Raw genomic sequence first — 20,911 nt, forward strand, 5'->3', positions numbered from 1 at the left:
GTGCCCCTCAAAAACGTACGAGCACCTCAGGCCGGGCGCACCACGCTGTGGATGGCCGACTCGCCGTCGTAGTAGATCGACTCCTCGCGCACATAGGTGCCCGGCTTCGGTGCGTGGATCATCATGCCGTTGCCGATGTAGAGGCCGACATGGGTGATGTCGTCGTAGAAGAAGACCAGGTCACCGGGTCGGGCGTCGGCCAGGGGGACCGTCGTGCCGGCGTCGACCTGGTCGTAGGTCGTGCGCGGCAGGGTCACCCCGGCGGCCTTCCAGGCGGCCTGGGTGAGGCCGGAGCAGTCGTACGAGCCGGGGCCGACGGCGCCCCACACGTACGGCTTGCCGATCTGGGCGCGGGCGAAGGCGAGCGCCTTCTCCGCCTTGGTGGCGTACGAGGAGTCGGCCGGGGTCGTGGCGGTGGAGCCGGTGCCCGCCGACGCGGTGCCGGCGCTCTCCTGCTGTTGGGCGGCCTCCTCCCGGGCCTGTTCCCGCGCCCGTTCCTGCGCCGCCTGCTCGCGGGCCAGCTCGGCGGCCTTGCGGGCGGCCTCCTCCTGCTTCTGCTTCTCGATCGCCGCGAGCCGCGCCTTCTCCTCGGCGGTCAGCTGCGACAGCAGGGCGCGGGCGTCGGCGAGCTTGCGCTGGACGGTGGCCTTGGCCGTCTTCAGGTCGCTCTGCGACTCGGTGAGCGTCCGGAGGCTCTCGCTGGCCTCCCGGCGCTTCTCCATCGTCGCGGACTGCTGTGTGACGTAGTCGTCGACCGCCGCCTTCTGGCGTCCGGTCATCCGGTCCATCAGCTGGGACTGGTCGAAGTAGTCCTGCGGGGTGTCCGCGAGCAGGAACGTGGCGGTGTCCGGGGCGGCGGTGCCGGTGCGGTACTGGGCCGCGGCGAAGGAACCCAGCTTCTCGCGCGCCTCGTTGAGCTTCCCGGTGCGCTGGGCGACGTCGTCGAGGAGGGTGTCGACGCGCTTGCGCTGCTTCGCGGTCCTCTCCTTGGCCGCGTTGTACTTCTCGGTCGCCGACTCGGCCTGCCGGTACAGGTCGTCGACCTTCTTCTCGACTTCCTCGAGGCTGGGCTTGTCGTCGGCCTCGGGGGCGGCGTTGGCCGACTGGGACAGCAGGGCCACGGAGGTGAGGGCCGCCGTTGCGAGGGCGGGGGTCCGTATGCCTGCCACGCGCGTACCCGAAGGACGCGACTTACGGTGCGACGCCAAGGGAGGCGACTCCTTCCAAAGTTCCGCCTACCGGGTTAGCTGTCGGGTTCGGGCGGGTGGTTCGGAAGGGTTGCCCTACGGCCTTCCCGGGGAGGGAGTCGGGCCGATTCACCCCAAGGTCTCGGTGGGTCCCCGGCTCCGGCTGCCACTGCGGCACACCGGACTCGGCGGAGGCCGCGCGGCCCGGCGACGTTCGCCGGTGGGGGTCGTACGGCCCGGTCGCACGGTAGCCAACTGGTGTGGCCCCTGTGAAGGTTGATGGGTGATATGCCCGATACATTTTCGTGACCTTCTTGCGGAAACCCGTCGGGCCGGACGGGAGGAGGGCTTTGGTCACGAGTCGTCCGGGAATGGGCGGGGTGTCGCACGCTGTGATCAGGCCATTCCGCAGGGCGATCATGGGGTGGTGGCCGGTCGCGGGAGACTCTTCTCACGGCGATGTTCTCAGGGCGGCGGCAGGCTGTCAGTGGGGCGCCCTAGACTCGGAGAGCGATGAGCAGCCTCTTTGACGACAACTTCCTGGCGAGCCTCCAGGCCCAGCGGGGCCCCGCGGACGAGCCCCCGCCGCCACCCGAGGACGATCACGTTCCGGAGTCGATCCCGGACGATCTGTTCGGCGGGAAGTTCGACCTGCCGCCGGACCGGGACACCCACTACCGGGACGGCGCCCCGCGCCCGGTCGTGGACACGGCCACCCTGCTCCAGGGGCTGAACGACAACCAGCGCGCCGCGGTCGTCCACTCCGGCTCCCCGCTGCTCATCGTCGCCGGCGCCGGTTCCGGCAAGACCCGCGTGCTCACCCACCGCATCGCCCACCTGCTCGCCGAGCGGAACGTGCATCCGGGCCAGATCCTCGCGATCACCTTCACCAACAAGGCCGCCGGTGAGATGAAGGAGCGCGTCGAGCAGCTCGTGGGCCCGCGCGCGAACGCCATGTGGGTCATGACGTTCCACAGCGCCTGCGTGCGCATCCTGCGGCGCGAGAGCAAGCGGCTCGGCTTCACGTCCTCCTTCTCGATCTACGACGCCGCCGACTCCAAGCGCCTGATGGCCCTGGTCTGCCGCGACCTGGACCTCGACCCCAAGCGCTTCCCGCCGAAGTCCTTCAGCGCCAAGATCAGCAACCTGAAGAACGAGCTGATCGACGAGGAGGACTTCGCCGCGCAGGCCACCGACGGCTTCGAGAAGACCCTCGCCCAGGCCTACGCCCTCTACCAGTCGCGGCTGCGCGAGGCGAACGCCCTGGACTTCGACGACCTGATCATGACGACGGTCAACCTGCTGCGCGCCTTCCCGGACGTCGCCGAGCACTACCGCCGCCGCTTCCGGCACGTCCTGGTCGACGAGTACCAGGACACCAACCACGCCCAGTACGCCCTGGTCCGCGAGCTGGTCGGCACCTCCGAGCACCCCGTCGACGTGCCGCCCGAGGCCGAGATCCCGCCCGCCGAGCTGTGCGTGGTGGGCGACGCCGACCAGTCGATCTACGCCTTCCGCGGCGCGACGATCCGCAACATCCTCCAGTTCGAGGAGGACTACCCGGACGCGACGACGATCCTGCTGGAGCAGAACTACCGCTCCACGCAGACGATCCTCAGCGCCGCCAACGCGGTCATCGAGCGCAACGAGTCCCGCCGCCCCAAGAACCTGTGGACCAACGCGGGCACGGGCGCGCTGATCACCGGCTACGTCGCCGACACCGAGCACGACGAGGCCCAGTTCGTCGCCGACGAGATAGACCGCCTCACGGACGCCGGCGAGGCGAAGGCGGGGGACGTCGCGGTCTTCTACCGCACCAACGCCCAGTCCCGTGTCTTCGAAGAGGTCTTCATCCGCGTCGGCCTGCCCTACAAGGTCGTCGGCGGCGTCCGCTTCTACGAGCGCAAGGAGGTCCGGGACGTCCTGGCCTACCTGCGCGTGCTGGCCAACCCCGAGGACTCGGTGCCGCTGCGCCGGATCCTCAACGTGCCCAAGCGGGGCATCGGCGACCGCGCCGAGGCCATGATCGACGCCCTCTCCCAGCGCGAGAAGATCAGCTTCCCGCAGGCGCTCAAGCGCGTCGACGAGGCGTACGGCATGGCCGCGCGCTCCACCAACGCCGTCAAGCGGTTCAACGCGCTGATGGAGGAGCTCCGCACGATCGTCGAGTCCGGCGCCGGACCCGCCACGGTGCTGGAGGCGGTCCTGGAGCGCACCGGCTACCTCGCCGAACTCCAGGCCTCCACGGACCCGCAGGACGAGACCCGGATCGAGAACCTTCAGGAACTCGCCGCGGTCGCCATGGAGTTCGAGCAGGAGCGCGGCGAGGACGAGCAGAGCACGCTGGCGGACTTCCTGGAACAGGTCGCGCTGGTCGCCGACTCCGACCAGATCCCCGACGAGGAGGACGGCGACGGCGTCATCACGCTCATGACGCTGCACACCGCCAAGGGCCTGGAGTTCCCGGTCGTCTTCCTCACCGGCATGGAGGACGGCGTCTTCCCGCACATGCGCGCCCTCGGCCAGGCCAAGGAGCTGGAGGAGGAGCGGCGCCTGGCCTACGTGGGCATCACCCGCGCGCGGGAGCGGCTGTACCTGACCCGCTCCACCCTGCGCAGCGCCTGGGGCCAGCCCTCGTACAACCCGCCCTCCCGGTTCCTGGAGGAGATCCCGCCGGCCCACGTGGAGTGGAAGCGCACGGGAGGGACCGCCCCGGCGTCCTCCGGCCCGGTCTCCGCCGTGGCGGCGTCGCTGTCGTCGTCCCGCTCCCGCTCGTCCGCCTCGGGCGCGTCCGGCTTCGCCACCCGCCGTACGTCCGAGAAGCCGGTGGTGTCGCTGGCGGTCGGGGACCGGGTCACACACGACCAGTTCGGTCTCGGGACGGTGGTGGCGGTGAAGGGCACGGGCGCGAACGCCGAGGCGACGATCGACTTCGGCGACACCAAGCCCAAGCGCCTGCTGCTGCGGTACGCGCCGGTGGAGAAGCTGTAGTCCGCTGAGCCGGGCCGTTGACGGCCTCCGCCGGCCCGGCCGGCGGGGGCCGCCGTGCTTCCCGCCCCGCCCGCGGGGCCCGTGCGGCGTTACGCCGGGTCGACGCCGTGGCTGCGCAGCCACGACAGGGGGTCGATCGCCGAGCCGCCGGCGGGACGCACCTCGAAGTGCAGGTGCGGGCCGGTCGAGTTGCCGGAGTTGCCGGAGCGCGCGATGGGGTCCCCGGCCTTCACGCTCGTGCCCGAAGGGACCGTGTACGTGGAGAGGTGGCAGTACCACGTCTCCGTGCCGTCCTTCGCGGTCACGATCATCATGTTGCCGTACGCGCTGTTCCACTGCGTGCGCACGGTGCCGTCGGTCGCGGCCATCACGGTCGTGCCGTACGCGACGGGGAAGTCGATGCCGGTGTGCAGCGACATCCAGTTGATGCCCGACTGGCCGTAGTAGGCGCTCAGCCCGTGCTGCGCGACCGGCAGGGCGAACTTCGGACGCAGCCGCTCCTTGCGGGCCGCTTCCTCCGCCGCCCGCTTCCGCTCGGCGGCCTGCTGGGCCTTGAGGTCGATGCGCTCCTGCGTCCGGCTGGCCCGGTCGGCGAAGTCGTCGGCGCCGGCGGCGAGGCTCTGCAACTGCGTGTCGAGCTTGTTGTTGGCCGCGGCCGGCTTCACCGGCTGCACGTCCGCCGCGGTGGTGTGCGCCTCGGCCGCGCTGTCCTCGGTGAGGCTGCCCACGGAGGCGGCCGCGATCCCGGCCACGCCCATCACGCAGGCCGAGGGCACCGCGATGGTCATCAGCGCCGAGCGCTTGGGCGGGGTACGGCGGCGGGAGCGGGAGCCGGCGCGCGCGGCCGCCCGGGAACCGGGGGGCGCGACCTCTTCCTGGCCGTCCAGGAGCGGGGCGACGGTGGGCAGTTCGCCGGTGTCGGCCGGTTCCTGGGCGTCCGCGTCGTGGTAGCCGGCCCCGTCGGACTCGTCGTAGGCGACCTGCTCGAACGTCGCCGTCTCGTGCTGCTCGAAGGCGCCCGTGTCGTGCTGCTCGAAGGTTTCGCCGTGCTGCTCGTAGGCGTCCGGGGCGGGGGCCGCGGTGCCGTCGGAGTTCCACTGCGTGGCGTCGAAAGCACCCGTGTCGAAGGCCTGCGTGCCCCATTCCCACTGCTGGGTCCGGTCGGCCGGGTTGCCTGACTGGTCGGGCTGGGCCCAACCGCCCGTCTCCCACTGCCCGGTGGCGTCGGGGGAGGGCGCCTGCGGCGGGATCGCCGACAGCGGCTGCTGCTCGGCGTGCCAGGCGGTGGTGTCGTAACCGCCGGTGTCGTAGGCGGCGTGGTGCTGGGCCGCGTACGCGTCGTAGTGCGGGTTCTCGTGCCCGCCCGTGGGCCAGTGGCCGCTGTCGTACGTGCCCGTGTCCTGGCCGCTGCCCGGCATGTCGCCGAAGAGGGGGTCGGTCGCGAAGCTCGCGGTGGTGTGGCCGGTGGCGTCGAACCCGGCGCCGTCCGTGCCGGTGGCGTCAAAACCGGTGGCGGCGTAGTCGCCGTACGTGGTGAGGTCGCCGTACTGGGCTTCCTGGGTGCCGTACGACGCGTAGTGCGCCGAGGCGGCGTCGGAAGCCGGAGCCGGGGTCATGGTCCCCGACGGGTGACGGTCGTTCACCAACTTCTCTTTCGCCTCGACAACAGGGGCTGCCAGAGCAGTGCGGCGACTGTACCCGGCGGTACGCGGGCACGACAATCTTCGGCAGGTTTCGCGCGCGCAGGAAACGGGCATTCGGCCGTGTTTTGGCGGACTGCGGACGCGAGTTTGGCTCTGTGTTCGAAGTTTGTTCGAGGCTGTTGGGTGAAGTGGCGCTGTGTGTCATCTGTATGACGAGTCCGGGCGCCGGGTGTGACGGCCGCGGGCCGACTGTCGCCCGACCGTGTGGTGGGCGACCGTCGGGCGGACCTCTTTCAGGCCACCGTGAGACCTCCGGCGCGGCCGGTGGTCGGCTCGCCCGGCCGGGCCGTGTCGAGGATCTGCCGTATGCCGTCGGCGACGGCGGGGTGCACGGGCAGGGCGAGGTGGCCGATGCCGGTGACCCGCACGTTCTGTGCCGTCAGATCGGGGTGGTCGATGCAGGCCGACTCCAGCGGATCCATCACATGGTCGAGATCGCTCCAGAAGCTCACGAAGTGCGTACGGCAGCCGGGGGCGGGCCGAGTGAGCTCCTCGAGCACCGGTGAGCCGGGGCGCATCTGGCGCACGATGGGGTGCGCGTTGGCCAGGGGCGCCACCCGGGTGCCCGCGTGCGGCGTGCCGAGGGTGACCAGGGTCCGCACGCGCGTGTCGCCGCCGAGCCGCTGCACGTAGTAACGCGCTATCAGTCCGCCCAGGCTGTGCCCGACGACATCGACCTGCGGGGCGCCCGTGCGCTCGCAGATCTCCTCGATGTGCCGGCCGAGCAACTCGGCGGCGGCGCGTATGTCACAGGTCAGCGGCGAGTAGTTGAGGGACTCGATCTGCTGCCTGCCGTGCTGGGCGAGGCTGCGGCGCAGCAGGACGAAGACCGAGCGGTTGTCGATGAAGCCGTGCAGCAGGACGACCGGGGGCTTGGCCTCCGTCGGCAGCTGGGCCGCGCCGTCCGCGGGCAGCGCCGGGGCGGGGGCGCGCCGCTCCTGCGCGATGCCGGAAGGGTAGAGCAGGAGGTGCCCGGCCAGGATCGCGATCTCCAGGGCGGTGGCCTTCAGCAGAGCCATGGAGAGTCCTGTCAGCCGGCTCGGCAGCAGGCGCTGGCAGAACGGAAGAAAGGGCAGAGCAGCCCCCGTGACCTTCATGGCCGACCTCCTGTCGGCACGCGGGAGGACGGCGTCGTCCCCCGTGTGCACTCGTGGAAAGCAGCAGCGAAGACGGCCGACGACGAGCGGGCGGGCGGCGTGAGCCGCATGAGGCGCGTGAGCTGCGGGGAGTGTGCGCGACGTGTGGCATGGGTGATGCCGGTGGTGCGGCGGGGTCCCCGGTCGGTGCGGTGACCGGGCTCCCCGCTGGTGCGCCGTGCCTGCCCTGCGTGTGGTGCTTGCCCTGTGTGCGGTGCGTGGCCTGTGTGTGGTGCTCGCCCTGTGTGCGGTGCTTGCCCGTGCCTTCGCCGAAGTGGCGTACCGCCGCTGTGCGTGGTGGGTGGCGCGGCGGTGCGGCGACCTCCCTGCGGCTCCCCTTGCGCTTGTCCCACCGTGTGATTTCCCCCTCGGTCCGCACCGCGAAACTGCCGGTTGCGGGATGCTGGAGATAACGTTCGTTCACTTCCCCGGGCGGTTCGGGGCGCGTCCGGGTCATGGTGACGTGTACGGCGTGCCGGATGTGTGCGGTACTTGTCCCTACGGATGGATGCAGTCGCTTCATGGAGGCAGTGATGGGTGTGGCAGCCGGTCCGATCCGCGTGGTGGTGGCCAAGCCGGGGCTCGACGGCCACGATCGCGGGGCCAAGGTGATCGCGCGGGCCCTGCGCGACGCCGGTATGGAGGTCATCTACACCGGCCTTCACCAGACTCCCGAGCAGATCGTCGACACGGCGATCCAGGAGGACGCCGACGCGATCGGGCTGTCCATCCTCTCCGGGGCGCACAACACGCTCTTCGCTGCGGTGATCGACCTGCTCCGGGAGCGGGACGCGGCGGACATCCTGGTCTTCGGCGGCGGGATCATCCCCGAGGCGGACATCGCCCCGCTGAAGGAGAAGGGCGTCGCGGAGATCTTCACCCCCGGTGCGACGACGCAGTCGATCGTGGACTGGGTCCGGGCGAACGTACGCCAGCCGGCTGCCTCCGGCGGCTGATCCGGGGCGGTAGGGCGCGCCGGGGGTGCCGGCGTGGCCGTGCTCCGCGTTGCCCTTGTGGTCGGCGTCCTGGCCGTGGTCCGGGTTGTAGTGGTCTTGGCCCCATGTCCCGGTCGTACTCGGGCCGGCGCGATCGTGGCCCGGACTGTCATGGTCGTGGCTCGGGCTGCCGTGGGCGTGGCACGGGTCGTCGCCCGTGTGCTTGCGGTGGCCGTTGCCCGCGTCGTTCCGGCGGCCGTCGGCCGCACGATTCCGGTCGCCGGGGGCGTGGACCGCACCCTCGTGGTGGGCCGTGTCCCCGGGGCCGTGGTCCACGGTGTCCCCGCGCAGGGCTAGGGCGCGACGTCCTGCCCCCGCGGGCCCAGTTCCTCGATCATCGCCGCGCGCAGGCGCAGGGTCGTGACCAGGCGCTGGAAGGCCTCCGCCCAGTAGCCGCCCGCCCCCGGGGACGCGTCCTCCGGCTCGTCCGGCACGGCCAGCAGGGCGTCGAGACGGCTGGACTCCGACGGGTCGAGGCAGCGCTCGGCCAGCCCCATGACTCCACTGAAACTCCATGGATAACTCCCCGCGTCCCGCGCGATGTTGAGCGCGTCCACCACGGCACGGCCGAGCGGCGGGGCCCACGGCACCGCGCACACGCCGAGCAACTGAAAGGCTTCCGACAGGCCGTGCGCCGCGATGAAGCCGGCCACCCACTCGGCCCGTTCGGCGGCGCCCAGCGTGCCGAGCAGCTTGGCCCGTTCGGCCAGGGACACCGCGCCCGGGCCGCCCGCCTCCGGTGCCGAGGGCTCGCCGAGCAGGGCGCGCGACCACTCGGCGTCACCCTGGCGCACCGCCGCCCGGCACCACGCCGCGTGCAGTTCGCCCTGCCAGTCGTCCGCCACCGGCAGCGCCACGATCTCCCGGGCGGTCCGGCCGCCCAGCCGTCGCGACCAGGTGCCGAGCGGTGCCGCCTCCACCAGCTGACCGAACCACCAGGACCGTTCGCCCCGTCCGGCCGGGGCCTTGGGCACGACGCCGTCGCGCTCCATGTCCGCGTCGCACTCGTGCGGCGCCTCGACGACGATCGTGGGAGTGGGGGACGCCCCCGCGGCCTGCGTGGCCCGCATGTGGTCGATGGCCACGCACGCCGCCGCCCGGACCGCCATCCGCGCGGCGAGCGCCGAGCCGGGCAGCGCCGACAGCAGTTCCGCCGCCGTCGCCCGGACGTTGCGGCTGCGGTCGGCCAGGGCCTGCTCCAGGAACGGCTCGTCGTCCGGGCCGAGGCCGGTGCGCAGCGAGTCGAGGAACATCAGCCGGTCCTCGGCCCGCTCCGTCGCCCAGGTCGTCGCGAGCAGTTCGCGCGCCGCGGCCGGTTCCCGGTGGCGCAGGGCCGACAGGAGGGCGACCCGCTCGGCGAACAGGCCCTCCTGCCACAACTGCCGCGTCCGGTCGTCGTCCTGAGAGTGCGGCAGGGCCGCCCCACCGCCCGGGGCCGCGCGCAGCGCGAACCGCCAGTCCGGGTTCAGGCGGGCCAGCCACAGGGCCCGCGGCCCCGCGAACTCCAGCGCCGCCGGTCGCAGGTCCGTCCGCCCCCGGGCCGCGTCCAGCAGTGCCGGCAGCACCTGCGGAGGCGGGGCGAACCCCCGGGCGTTCGCGGCCGCCAGCCACTGCGGCAGCAGTTCCACCAGGTCGGGTGCCGTGCCGCGGCGGCCGCCGCCGGAGGTGCCGGGCCGGTCGGCCAGCAGCATCGCGAGTCTGCGGGCGGCAGCGGCGGGCAGGGGCGGACGCCGGTCCTCCGGGGCCGGTTGCGGCCGCTGCGCCGCCCGGGCCGGACGCAGACCGGCCCGCCGTCGCACGGTCTCCACGGCCGCCGCGTCCAGCAGGGCCACCGGGGCGTCCTGTCCCGGGGCGGTGCCCGGCGGTGTGCGGCGGTCGGTGCCCAGCAGTGCCGTCGTGACGAGCCCCTCCCAGGCACCCGTGCCGGGCGCGTCCGCGGGAGCGGAGGTCCTGGTCATGCGCTTCCTTTCCGTGGGGCGCCCGGAGTTGGTTGAAGGCTCGCCCTTACCGGTTGTCCCGTGATGCCTGAAAGATTCATGAATCGGTGAGAAGGGTGGGTCCTGCCGACGCGGTGGGACCCGGGCCGGCGGCTCCCTCCATGGAGGCCGGTCGGGTGTCCTCGCCGCGGAGGCCGGGTGGGCGTCGTCCTCCGCCGCGGGGGCCGGGTGGGCGTCGCTCTCCGCTGCGGAGCCCGGTCGGGCGTCTTCCGCCACGGAAGCCGGGAAGGCGTTCTCCGGTCAGCACAGGGACACGACGTCCTCCGGTCAGCACAGGGGCACGACGTCCTCCGGTCAGCACAGGGACACGGCGTCGCCCGGGCCCTCGGGCCAGGCCGTCAGCGGGGTGAAGCCCTGGTGGCCGCACTCGCCGAACACCGTGACCGGGGCACCGCCCGAGAGGGCGACCAGCCGCCACAGCCCCGGCCGCGACCTCGCTGCGGGAGTCAGTGGCAGCGCCGCGTCCTCGTCGGCGTCCGCCAGCTGCCACGCGTCCCCGTCCGGGACCGGGACGACCCGGCCCAGCGTCACCGGGACGGACTCCAGCCACGGGTCGTCCCGCAGGGCGTCGCCGTAACGGCCGGCCGCCTCGGAGGTCGTCACGCCGGGTGGGCGCGTCGCCGCCGGTGCCGCGGGAGCGAACTGCTCGCCCAGCGCCACCCGCAGCTGCCCGGCGCCCGGGTAGGGGGTCACCTCGGCGTCCATGGACAGCCCCACGGGCAGCGCCAGCTCCGGGGCGCGGCCCGCGGCACCGTAGGACAGGAGCAGCGCCGTACGGTGCGAATCGGCGCCGTACAGCCAGATGCGGCGCGTCGTCAGGCGTGAGTCGGCCGTGTCGTACTGGGCCAGCACCAGCCAGCGGTCCCGCACCGGCTTGCCGTCCGCGGAGGCCGGCAGGCCCATACGGGAGCGGACCGTGGCGGCGAGGCCGTCCGGGAGCCGCTCGCGGCGCAGCCAGCCCTGACCGAGCAGATGCAGCAGCGCGCACTCCTCCAGCAGCCGCACCGGCCAGCCGGGCCCCGTGGACGGGATCCCCCCCAACTCCCGCACCCGGGCGGCCAGACCCTGCGCCTGGGCGTCGACCATGCGGGCCGCCGTCTCCTCCCACAGGCCGTACCCCGACTGCTCCGCCGTCGCCAGGCCGCCGCGCAGCAGGTCCGCCAGACGCTGCTCCAGCTCCATCGCGCCCGCCGTGACCCGCTCGGCCCGGCGTTCGGCCCGGCGCCGCGCAGCCTCCGGGTCAGCCGACGCGGACGCCGCCCCCGCGCCCTCGCCGCTCCGCTTCTCCTCCGCGCGCCGGCGCCGCCCCGCTATCCACTGCCCGGCCCACTCCGGCGCCTCGCCCCGCGGCACCGCCGCGTCGTCGCCCGCCCAGAGCAGCAGCAGCCCCAGCGCGTGCTTGCACGGGAACTTGCGGCTCGGGCAAGTGCACTTGTACGCGGGCCCGGAGGCGTCCGCGATGTCGACGACCGTCTGATACGGCTTGCTCCCGCTGCCCTTGCACAGCCCCCACACCGTCCCCTCGTCGGAACTGCCCGCCTCGGACCACGGCCCCGCCGCGCCGAGTTTGCTTCCCGCTTTGCGTGACGAGGCGTCAGGCGCCAAGGCCAGCACCTGGTCCGCGGTCCAGCGCACCCCCTGCTGAGTCATGCCATCGAAGGTAGATCCCCCCACTGACAATCGGGTCCGCGAGCCGCCCCGGCATAGCATTTCCGCAGGTCAGAACGGATTGTCAGTGGTGTGGTGCAACGTTGGTGCCAGATCCGAACCGGCCGAGCTGGAGGGGGCCTCAGCCATGACTGTGTCTGTTGAACCGACGACCGTGGAACCGCAGCGGGGAGAGTCGTCGGAGGCGTTGCGGCCGCACGCGGAGAACGCCTTCGCGCACGAACTCGCCGCGCTCGCCGCGCAGGACGACCGCCCGCGCCCGGCCCGCTGGAAGCTGTCGCCGTGGGCCGTCGCGACGTACCTGCTCGGCGGCACCCTGCCGGACGGCACGGTGATCACGCCGAAGTACGTCGGCCCGCGCCGCATCGTCGAGGTCGCCGTCACCACCCTCGCCACCGACCGCGCCCTGCTCCTGCTCGGCGTGCCCGGCACGGCGAAGACGTGGGTGTCGGAACACCTGGCCGCGGCGGTCAGCGGCGACTCCACGCTGCTGGTGCAGGGCACCGCCGGCACGCCGGAGGAGGCCATCCGCTACGGCTGGAACTACGCGCAGCTGCTCGCCCACGGCCCGAGCAGGGACGCTCTCGTGCCCAGCCCGGTCATGCGGGCCATGGCCGAGGGCATGACCGCCCGCGTCGAGGAGCTGACGCGCATCCCGGCCGACGTGCAGGACACGCTGATCACGATCCTGTCGGAGAAGACGCTGCCGATACCGGAGCTGGGCCAGGAGGTGCAGGCGGTCCGCGGCTTCAACCTGATCGCCACGGCCAACGACCGCGACCGCGGGGTCAACGACCTGTCCAGCGCCCTGCGCCGCCGCTTCAACACGGTGGTGCTGCCGCTTCCGGAGACCCCCGAGGCCGAGGTCGACATCGTCTCGCGCCGCGTCGACCAGATCGGGCGGTCCCTGGACCTGCCGGCCGCGCCCGAGGGGCTCGACGAGATCCGCCGGGTCGTCACGGTCTTCCGCGAGCTGCGCGACGGGGTGACGGCCGACGGCCGCACGAAGCTGAAGTCGCCCAGCGGCACGCTGTCCACGGCCGAGGCCATCTCCGTCGTCACCAACGGCCTCGCCCTGGCCGCCCACTTCGGGGACGGAGTGCTGCGGCCGGGCGATGTCGCCGCGGGCATCCTCGGCGCGGTGGTCCGCGACCCGGCGGCCGACCGCGTGATCTGGCAGGAGTACCTGGAGACGGTCGTCCGCGAGCGCGACGGCTGGAAGGACTTCTACCGGGCCTGCCGCGAGGTGAGCGTGTGAGCGACGGGGGCGGGGAGCGCTCGGGGGACCGGACAGGGGATGGGAGGGGACGACATGACGGCTGAGGAGAGGCCGACGGGCAGCAGGACCGGGGCGGGACCGGTGCTGCTCGGGGTGCGGCACCACGGGCCGGGCTCGGCGCGGGCGGTGCGCGCGGCGCTGGACGAGGCCGCACCGGGGGTCGTGCTGATCGAGGGACCGCCCGAGGCCGACGCCCTGATCCCGCTCGCCGCCGACGAGGAGATGCGGCCGCCGGTCGCCCTGCTCGCCCATGCCGTGGACGAGCCCGGCCGCTCGGCGTTCTGGCCGCTGGCCGAGTTCTCCCCGGAGTGGGTCGCCATCCGCTGGGCTCTGGAGCACGGCGTCCCGGCCCGCTTCATCGACCTGCCGGCCACGCACACGCTGGCCTGGGGGCAGGGGGAGGATGAGGCGGAGGCTCAGGAGGAGGCACCGCTGGACACCGGGACGGCGGAGACGGCGGACGGCGACACCGCCCCGGGCACCGCCCCCGGCTCCGAGCGTGATCCCGGCCCCGCGGCGGACCGGGGCCCCGAAGGTGGCCACGGTCCCGCCGAGGTGCGGATCGACCCACTCCGGGTGCTCGCCGACGCCGCCGGGTACGACGACCCGGAGCGGTGGTGGGAGGACGTCGTCGAGCACCGGGGCGCCGGGCAGGGGGACGCGCTCGCGCCGTTCACCGCGCTGGAGGAGGCCATGGGGGCCCTGCGCGAGGCCTACGGCAGCGGAGGCCACGACCGGGACCTGGTGCGGGAGGCGTACATGCGGCTCCAGCTGCGTTCCGCGCAGCGGGAGTTCGAGGACGGCGTGGCCGTCGTCTGCGGCGCCTGGCACGTGCCCGCCCTGCGGCAGAAGACGACCGTCACCGCCGACAAGGCACTGCTCAAGGGCCTGCCCAAGGTCAAGACGGACATGACCTGGGTCCCGTGGACCCACCGCAGGCTCTCCCGGGTCAGCGGATACGGGGCCGGCATCGACTCGCCGGGCTGGTACGGGCACCTGTTCAGCGCCCCGGACCGGCCGGTCGAGCGTTGGATGACGAAGGTGGCGGGGCTGCTGCGCGCCGAGGACCGGATCGTCTCCTCCGCGCACGTCATCGAGGCGGTGCGGCTGGCCGAGACGCTCGCCGCGATGCGCGGCCGTCCGCTGCCGGGCCTGAGCGAGTCCACCGACGCGGTGCGGGCGGTCATGTGCGACGGCTCGGACGTGCCGCTGGCCCTGGTGCACGACCGGCTGGTCGTGGGGGACGTGCTGGGGGAGGTGCCGTCGAGCGCCCCGGCGGTGCCGTTGCAGCGGGACCTCGCCCGGCTGCAGCGCCGGCTGCGGTTGAAGCCGGAGGCGCTGGAGCGGGAGCTGGAACTCGACCTGCGCAAGGAGAACGACGCTGAACGCAGCAGACTGCTGCACCGGCTGCGGCTGCTCGGCATCGCCTGGGGCGAACCGGCCGCCTCACGCGGCAGCACGGGTACGTTCCGGGAGACGTGGCGGCTGCGCTGGGAGCCCGAGCTGGCCGTGCGGGTCGCCGAGGCGGGCGTGTGGGGGACGACCGTGCTGTCCGCCGCGACCGCCAAGGCCGAGACCGACGCCGTCGCAGCCGGGGGCCTGGCCGACGTCACCGCGCTCGCCGAGCGCTGTCTGCTGGCCGAACTGCCCGACGCGCTGCCGACGGTGATGCGGATCCTCGCCGACCGGGCGGCCCTCGACTCGGACGTCGGCCATCTCGCCCAGGCGCTGCCCGCCCTGGTCCGATCGCTGCGTTACGGCGACGTCCGCGGCACCGACACCGGCGCCCTCGGCGAGGTCGCCGCGGGGCTGGCCGAGCGGGTCTTCGTCGGACTGCCCCCGGCCTGCGCCGCGCTCGACGCCGACGCGGCGGAGGAGATGCGCCGCCACGTGGACGCGGTGCACGGGGCCGTCGGGCTCCTGGGCGACGGCCCGGCAGCCGGACACGGTCACCTCAGGACGCGCTGGCAGTCGGTGCTGCGGGTGCTGACCGGGCGGGACACCGTGCCGGGAGTGATCCGCGGACGGGCCGTGCGGCTGCTGCTGGACGACGGGGAGCTGGCGCAGGACGAGGCCGCGCGGCTGATGGGACTCGTCCTGTCACCGGGCACGCCGCCCGCGGACGCGGCCGCGTGGATCGAGGGTTTCGTCGGCGGCGGCTCCGGCGGCGGCATGCTCCTGGTGCACGACGAGCGGCTGCTCGGGCTGGTCGACGCGTGGCTGACCGGTGTGCCGGCGGAGGCCTTCACGGACGTGCTGCCCCTGCTGCGGCGGACGTTCTCGGCCTACGAACCCGGGGTGCGCCGCACCCTCGGCGAACTGGTGCGGCGCGGACCGGCCGCCGGGGGCGGCGCGGCGGCCACCGGCTCCGCGGCACCCGGCTTCGCGGCGGAGTTCGACACAGCGCGCGCGGACGCCGTGCTGCCGGTCGTGCGGCTGCTGCTCGGCCTCGACGACATGAACACGCGGAACGACCTGGTGGGGGTGGAGGGATGACGACCGACGGACTGCGGGCGCCGACGCCGAGGACGGCGGAGAGGGGCACCACCGGGAACCGGCTCGCCGCGGAGGGCCGGCCCACGACGACCGTGCCGGTGATCCCGCTGTGGGAACGGCCGGGCAGGGGAGGACACCGATGACGGCCGAGATGACGGACCCGGCGCAGGAGCGGCTGCGGCGGTGGCGGCTCGTGCTCGGCGGAGACGCGGCGGACGGCATCGGACACGCGCTGTCCGGGCAGGACGCGGCGATGGACGGGGCGCTCACCGCGCTCTACGGCAGGAAGGACGGCAAGGGGCAGGCCGGCCGGGACCGTTCGGCGGGGCTCGGGGCGTCGGCGCCGTCCGTGGCGCGCTGGCTCGGCGACATCCGGACGTACTTCCCGTCCTCCGTCGTCCAGGTCATGCAGCGCGACGCCATCGACCGGCTCGGCCTCGCCACGCTCCTGCTGGAGCCGGAGATGCTCGAGGCGGTGGAGGCCGACGTGCACCTGGTCGGCACGCTGCTGTCGCTGAACAAGGCGATGCCAGAGACGACGAAGGAGACGGCGCGGGCCGTCGTGCGCAAGGTCGTCGAGGATCTGGAGAAGCGGCTCGCCACCCGTACCCGGGCCACCCTCACCGGCGCGCTCGACCGCAGCGCCCGGATCAACCGGCCGCGTCACCACGACATCGACTGGAACCGCACCATCGCGGCCAACCTCAAGCACTACCTGCCCGAGTACCGCACGATCGTGCCGGAACGGCTCATCGGTTACGGGCGGGCGACCCAGTCCACGAAGAAGGAGGTCATCCTCTGTATCGATCAGTCGGGATCCATGGCGGCGTCGGTCGTGTACGCCTCGGTGTTCGGCGCGGTGCTCGCCTCGATGCGGACGATCTCCACGCGACTCGTCGTCTTCGACACGGCGGTCGTCGACCTCACGGACCAGCTCGACGACCCGGTGGACGTCCTGTTCGGCACGCAGCTGGGCGGCGGCACGGACATCAACCGGGCTCTCGCCTACTGCCAGTCGCAGATCACCCGGCCCGCGGAGACCGTGGTCGTCCTCATCAGTGACCTCTACGAAGGCGGCATCCGCAACGAGATGCTCAAACGGGTCTCGGCGATGAAGGCGTCGGGGGTGCAGTTCGTGACGCTGCTGGCGCTCTCGGACGAGGGAGCACCGGCGTACGACCGGGAACACGCGGCCGCGCTGGCGGCGTTGGGGGCGCCGGCGTTCGCCTGCACGCCCGATCTGTTCCCGGAGATCATGGCGGCGGCGATCGAGAAGCGCCCGCTGCCGATACCGGACGCGGCCTGACGGAGGCCGGGGCGAGGGCTTGCGCAACCTCCGCACTCCCGTGCGAGGATCGGCGCCTGCCCGGCGGTGGCTCGCGCTGTACCGGGCGGTATCGCGTCGAGCCGACTCGTCGCCGGTGACCCGTCGGACGTGTCGCGATACGCGTGATGCGTCATCGTGTCATCGCGTCATGCGTGACCCCGTGATGCGTCATGCGTTCCGCGCTTGTCCCGTCCCATGGAGGAACTCTCCCCGTTGACCTGGTCCGCAGCCCTGTCCGGTGCCGCGCCGCGCGAGTTGCGCGCGGTGGCCGGACGGCGTGCGCTCCACGTGGTCCTGCTGCTGGGTGGGTTGCTGGTCGTCGGGCTGTTGTGGGGGGAGCGCGCGGCGGCGCTGGACGGCGCGGTGGGGCGGATCGCCGGTGAGCAGGCGTCGCCCTTCCGCGTCGGCGAGGGGTCGGGAGCAGCGCCGTCCGAGGAGCCGTCGCGGCGCACTCCTCCGTCTGAGGTTCCGGATCTCTCGGCCCCGGCCGCGTCTTCGTCGACACGGCCCGGGGACTGGGCGGACGTGCAGTCGCCTGGGGCGCCGTCCCGACCCGGGCGGGTCGCACCGGCGCGGCCCGAGCAGCCCGCCGCGCTTCCGGAAACACCCGAGCTCCCCGAAGTCCCCGGTGTCCCCGAAGCCCCCGGTGTCCCCGAAGCCCCCGAGCTCTCCGGCATCCCCGAAGTCCCCGAGATCCCCCGCGTCCTCGAAGTCCCCCGCGTCCCTGAAGTTCCCGAGCTCCCCGCTGTCCCCGAGCTCTCCGGAGTTCCCGAACTCCTCGAAGTCCCCATCCTCCCTGGCCTCCCCGAAACTCCCGCCGTCCCCGGCTCCCCCACCCTCCCCGGAACCCCCGCCAGCCCCGAAACCCCCACCGCCCCCGACCTTCCCCGCGTTCCCCAGCTCCCCGCTGACCCGGTCCTGCCCGGCCGGCTGCTCCCCGCGCCGGTCACGGCCGTTCCGCGGCCGGGCGGGGTTGCGGTGCCGTCGGGCGAGGTAGCGCTGCCGCCCGGCGGAGTCGCGCTGCCGTCCGGTGGCGTGTCCGGCTCCGACGGGCGGACGGTCACGGCGGAGTCCGCCAGCGCCGGGTCGGACGACTCGCCCCGCGCCGGTGACCAGCGCGCCGTCCACACGGTCCGGGCAAGTGGCTGGCCCGCGCATCCGCCTCGGCCATCCGCCGAGCGTGCCGCGCCACCCGCCCGCGACGCCCGCGACGGGCAGGGGCAGGGACACGCGCCGGCCGACGAGGCCCCCGCCGACCGTCCCGACGGCACGCTCGGCAACCGTTCCTCGGCCGACAGCGGCAGCCCGCGGCACGGTGACGCGTACGCCGTCACGTTGACCCACAGGGCCCCGCTGCGGCTCGTGCCCGGTACCTCGGCCCGCTGCGAGACGGCCGGTACGCGGGACAGCCGGCGCGACGTGCAGCTCTTCCCCGGCTAGTCCACCGGCCGGGCCCTCGCGCGCCCTTCGTCCCGGATCAGACCGCTCCTTGCCGGCCCAAGAGCCGCCGCTGCCGCTCCGCCGGCGGCGCTGGGGAAGACCCGGAGATCACGCGCAGGTGACCCGCCGCCTCCAAGGCCCCCACAGGAATCCACCCGGCCGGTCGAAAGCCGTCGACCCCCCGGGAACCGATGTCCCGTGGGCAGGGAAGGTCGTCCCCCAGGGGTGGGGAACGACCGGCCCGCACCCCCGGGGAGTCGCAGGCCCGACCAGGCCCTTCGTGCTCCTCCGGAGGTGTTCCGCGGGCCTCACCGGGTCGACCCCAACCCGGTGAGGCCCCTCACCCCCGGCACGCGGTGCCAGAGAGGGCGGCATCATGTGACAGGTATCACCGCTCAGGTGTGACCCTCGATTTAGAGGCCTCCCGGAAGCAGCGATAACCTGCGAGACGGACATGCCGCGCGCTCGGACACCGTGTGCGCCTCCCTTGTGACAGACAGCGGACGTCACGTTGCCCTCGCGGCACGCCCACGCAGACAACGAACCGCGAGATCACTGATAGGGACGGAAGCGCGTGGACCTGTTCGAGTACCAGGCGAGGGACCTCTTCGCCAAGCACGATGTACCGGTGCTGGCCGGTGAAGTCATCGACACGCCTGAGGCGGCCCGCGCAGCCACCGAGCGCCTCGGTGGCAAGTCCGTCGTCAAGGCCCAGGTGAAGGTCGGCGGCCGTGGCAAGGCCGGCGGCGTCAAGCTCGCCGCCACCCCCGACGAGGCGGTCGAGCACGCGACCAACATCCTCGGCATGGACATCAAGGGCCACACGGTCCACAAGGTGATGATCGCCGAGACGGCCCCGGAGATCGTGGAGGAGTACTACGTCTCCTTCCTCCTGGACCGTGCCAACCGCACCTTCCTCTCCATCGCGTCCGTCGAGGGCGGCATGGAGATCGAGGAGGTGGCGGCCACCCGCCCCGAGGCCGTCGCCAAGACGCCGATCGACGCCAACGAGGGCGTGACCGAGGAGAAGGCCCGCGAGATCGTCGCGGCCGCCAAGTTCCCGGCCGAGGTCGCCGACAAGGTCGTGAACGTCCTGGTCAAGCTGTGGGACACCTTCATCAAGGAGGACGCCCTCCTGGTCGAGGTCAACCCGCTGGCCAAGGTCGCCTCCGGTGACGTCATCGCCCTGGACGGCAAGGTCTCCCTGGACGAGAACGCCGAGTTCCGCCAGCCGGAGCACGAGGCCCTCCAGGACAAGGACGCGGCCAACCCGCTCGAGGCCGCCGCCAAGGCCAAGAACCTCAACTACGTCAAGCTCGACGGCGAGGTCGGCATCATCGGCAACGGCGCGGGTCTCGTCATGAGCACCCTCGACGTCGTCGCGTACGCCGGTGAGAAGCACGGTGGCGTCAAGCCCGCCAACTTCCTCGACATCGGTGGCGGCGCCTCCGCCGCCGTCATGGCGAACGGCCTGGAGATCATCCTCGGCGACCCGGACGTCAAGTCCGTGTTCGTCAACGTCTTCGGCGGCATCACCGCCTGTGACGAGGTCGCCAACGGCATCGTCCAGGCGCTGCAGCTGCTCAAGGACAAGGGCGAGGACGTCACCAAGCCGCTCGTCGTCCGTCTGGACGGCAACAACGCCGAGCTGGGTCGCAAGATCCTCTCCGACGCCAACCACCCGCTGGTCCAGCGCGTGGACACCATGGACGGCGCGGCCGACAAGGCCGCCGAGCTCGCGGCTGCTGCGAAGTAAGGGACGAGGGACTACACAGCCATGGCTATCTTCCTCAACAAGGACAGCAAGGTCATCGTCCAGGGCATGACCGGTGCCACGGGCATGAAGCACACCAAGCTCATGCTGGCCGACGGCACGAACATCGTCGGTGGCGTGAACCCGCGCAAGGCCGGCACGACCGTCGACGTCGACGGCACCGAGATCCCGGTCTTCGGCACGGTCGCCGAGGCGATCGAGAAGACGGGCGCCAACGTGTCCGTCCTCTTCGTCCCGCCGGCCTTCGCCAAGGCCGCCGTGGTCGAGGCCATCGACGCCGAGATCCCGCTCGCGGTCGTCATCACCGAGGGCATCGCCGTCCACGACTCGGCCGCGTTCTACGCCTACGCCGTGTCCAAGGGCAACAAGACCCGGATCATCGGCCCGAACTGCCCCGGTCTCATCACCCCGGGCCAGTCCAACGCCGGCATCATCCCGGGCGACATCACCAAGCCGGGCCGCATCGGCCTGGTCTCGAAGTCCGGCACGCTGACGTACCAGATGATGTACGAGCTGCGCGACATCGGCTTCTCCTCCGCCGTCGGCATCGGTGGCGACCCGGTCATCGGCACCACGCACATCGACGCCCTGGCCGCGTTCGAGGCGGACCCCGACACCGACCTGATCGTCATGATCGGTGAGATCGGCGGCGACGCCGAGGAGCGGGCCGCGGCCTTCATCAAGGAGAACGTGACCAAGCCGGTCGTCGGCTACGTCGCGGGCTTCACCGCGCCCGAGGGCAAGACCATGGGCCACGCCGGCGCCATCGTCTCCGGCTCCTCCGGCACGGCCGCCGCCAAGAAGGAGGCCCTCGAGGCCGCCGGCGTCAAGGTCGGCAAGACGCCGACCGAGACGGCGAAGCTGGCGCGCGAGATCCTCGCCGGCTGACGCACTCCGGACGCAGTCCGACGGTGGGCC

Annotated in this window: 13 protein-coding genes and 1 riboswitch; of the genes, 8 read left to right on the forward strand and 5 right to left on the reverse strand. The window is 72.8% G+C overall.

The genetic code is table 11. The features are described 5' to 3' along the window. Positions 1-26: 26 nt before the first annotated feature. Positions 27-1,208: an NlpC/P60 family protein gene (locus tag ACPXCS_RS21870; RefSeq protein ID WP_425948434.1), complete on the reverse strand. Its 1,182-nt coding sequence runs from the start codon at positions 1,206-1,208 to the stop codon at positions 27-29. A gap of 7 nt (positions 1,209-1,215) precedes the next feature. After that, positions 1,216-1,388, reverse strand: a riboswitch (cyclic di-AMP (ydaO/yuaA leader). 312 nt (positions 1,389-1,700) lie between these two features. Between ACPXCS_RS21870 and pcrA the strand changes: the two genes are divergently transcribed. Beyond that, positions 1,701-4,178 carry a DNA helicase PcrA gene (gene pcrA / locus ACPXCS_RS21875; RefSeq protein WP_425948432.1) on the forward strand — a complete coding sequence of 826 codons (2,478 nt, stop codon included), beginning with the start codon at positions 1,701-1,703 and terminating at the stop codon, positions 4,176-4,178. An 89-nt stretch (positions 4,179-4,267) separates the two neighbouring features. Here pcrA and ACPXCS_RS21880 read toward each other — a convergent pair whose 3' ends face one another. Together ACPXCS_RS21880 and ACPXCS_RS21885 are read right to left on the reverse strand one after the other, a co-directional pair. Then, a complete protein-coding gene (locus ACPXCS_RS21880; protein WP_425948430.1) occupies positions 4,268-5,821 on the reverse strand; it encodes a M23 family metallopeptidase in 1,554 nt (517 codons plus the stop codon). 293 nt (positions 5,822-6,114) lie between these two features. Continuing rightward, positions 6,115-6,978 (reverse strand): esterase/lipase family protein, encoded by an 864-nt coding sequence (locus tag ACPXCS_RS21885; protein ID WP_425948428.1) that lies wholly within the window; start codon positions 6,976-6,978, stop codon positions 6,115-6,117. A 572-nt stretch (positions 6,979-7,550) separates the two neighbouring features. On the opposite strand from ACPXCS_RS21885, the gene ACPXCS_RS21890 reads away from it, so the two are divergent. Next, positions 7,551-7,973, forward strand: coding sequence for a cobalamin B12-binding domain-containing protein (locus ACPXCS_RS21890; protein ID WP_094054527.1), 423 nt, complete (start codon positions 7,551-7,553; stop codon positions 7,971-7,973). Positions 7,974-8,305: 332 nt separating this feature from the next. Here ACPXCS_RS21890 and ACPXCS_RS21895 read toward each other — a convergent pair whose 3' ends face one another. Together ACPXCS_RS21895 and ACPXCS_RS21900 are read right to left on the reverse strand one after the other, a co-directional pair. Then, positions 8,306-9,970 (reverse strand): DUF5691 domain-containing protein, encoded by a 1,665-nt coding sequence (locus ACPXCS_RS21895; RefSeq protein ID WP_425948426.1) that lies wholly within the window; start codon positions 9,968-9,970, stop codon positions 8,306-8,308. A 333-nt stretch (positions 9,971-10,303) separates the two neighbouring features. Beyond that, complete coding sequence (locus ACPXCS_RS21900; RefSeq protein ID WP_425948425.1) at positions 10,304-11,659, reverse strand: SWIM zinc finger family protein; 1,356 nt, start codon at positions 11,657-11,659, stop codon at positions 10,304-10,306. 145 nt (positions 11,660-11,804) lie between these two features. Here ACPXCS_RS21900 and ACPXCS_RS21905 point away from each other — a divergent pair, with 145 nt between their 5' ends. The 6 genes from ACPXCS_RS21905 to sucD all read left to right on the forward strand — a co-directional run bounded on the left by ACPXCS_RS21905 (position 11,805) and on the right by sucD (position 20,881). Then, entirely contained in the window at positions 11,805-12,935 is a 1,131-nt protein-coding gene (locus ACPXCS_RS21905) for an ATP-binding protein (RefSeq protein ID WP_425948423.1), read from the forward strand. 54 nt (positions 12,936-12,989) lie between these two features. Continuing rightward, positions 12,990-15,452: a DUF5682 family protein gene (locus tag ACPXCS_RS21910; protein ID WP_425948422.1), complete on the forward strand. Its 2,463-nt coding sequence runs from the start codon at positions 12,990-12,992 to the stop codon at positions 15,450-15,452. A 139-nt stretch (positions 15,453-15,591) separates the two neighbouring features. Next, on the forward strand, positions 15,592-16,758 hold the full coding sequence (locus tag ACPXCS_RS21915) for a VWA domain-containing protein (RefSeq protein ID WP_425948421.1): 1,167 nt from the start codon (positions 15,592-15,594) through the stop codon (positions 16,756-16,758). A gap of 234 nt (positions 16,759-16,992) precedes the next feature. After that, entirely contained in the window at positions 16,993-18,219 is a 1,227-nt protein-coding gene (locus tag ACPXCS_RS21920) for a hypothetical protein (RefSeq protein ID WP_425948419.1), read from the forward strand. Positions 18,220-18,793: 574 nt separating this feature from the next. Next, positions 18,794-19,975 carry an ADP-forming succinate--CoA ligase subunit beta gene (gene sucC / locus ACPXCS_RS21925; RefSeq protein ID WP_333932617.1) on the forward strand — a complete coding sequence of 394 codons (1,182 nt, stop codon included), beginning with the start codon at positions 18,794-18,796 and terminating at the stop codon, positions 19,973-19,975. A 21-nt stretch (positions 19,976-19,996) separates the two neighbouring features. Further along, complete coding sequence (gene sucD / locus ACPXCS_RS21930) at positions 19,997-20,881, forward strand: succinate--CoA ligase subunit alpha (protein ID WP_309096114.1); 885 nt, start codon at positions 19,997-19,999, stop codon at positions 20,879-20,881. Positions 20,882-20,911: the final 30 nt, after the last annotated feature.

It is taken from the genome of Streptomyces sp. DT190, from assembly GCF_049846985.1.
Taxonomy (GTDB): domain Bacteria; phylum Actinomycetota; class Actinomycetes; order Streptomycetales; family Streptomycetaceae; genus Streptomyces.

Coding starts and splice junctions, on each gene's coding strand:
- ACPXCS_RS21905 (WP_425948423.1), top strand. CDS start 11,805: ATGACTGTGTCTGTTGAACCGACGACCGTGGAACCGCAGCGGGGAGAG.
- ACPXCS_RS21900 (WP_425948425.1), bottom strand. CDS start 11,659: ATGACTCAGCAGGGGGTGCGCTGGACCGCGGACCAGGTGCTGGCCTTG.
- ACPXCS_RS21915 (WP_425948421.1), top strand. CDS start 15,592: ATGACGGCCGAGATGACGGACCCGGCGCAGGAGCGGCTGCGGCGGTGG.
- pcrA (WP_425948432.1), top strand. CDS start 1,701: ATGAGCAGCCTCTTTGACGACAACTTCCTGGCGAGCCTCCAGGCCCAG.
- ACPXCS_RS21890 (WP_094054527.1), top strand. CDS start 7,551: ATGGGTGTGGCAGCCGGTCCGATCCGCGTGGTGGTGGCCAAGCCGGGG.
- ACPXCS_RS21910 (WP_425948422.1), top strand. CDS start 12,990: ATGACGGCTGAGGAGAGGCCGACGGGCAGCAGGACCGGGGCGGGACCG.
- ACPXCS_RS21885 (WP_425948428.1), bottom strand. CDS start 6,978: ATGAAGGTCACGGGGGCTGCTCTGCCCTTTCTTCCGTTCTGCCAGCGC.
- sucD (WP_309096114.1), top strand. CDS start 19,997: ATGGCTATCTTCCTCAACAAGGACAGCAAGGTCATCGTCCAGGGCATG.
- ACPXCS_RS21895 (WP_425948426.1), bottom strand. CDS start 9,970: ATGACCAGGACCTCCGCTCCCGCGGACGCGCCCGGCACGGGTGCCTGG.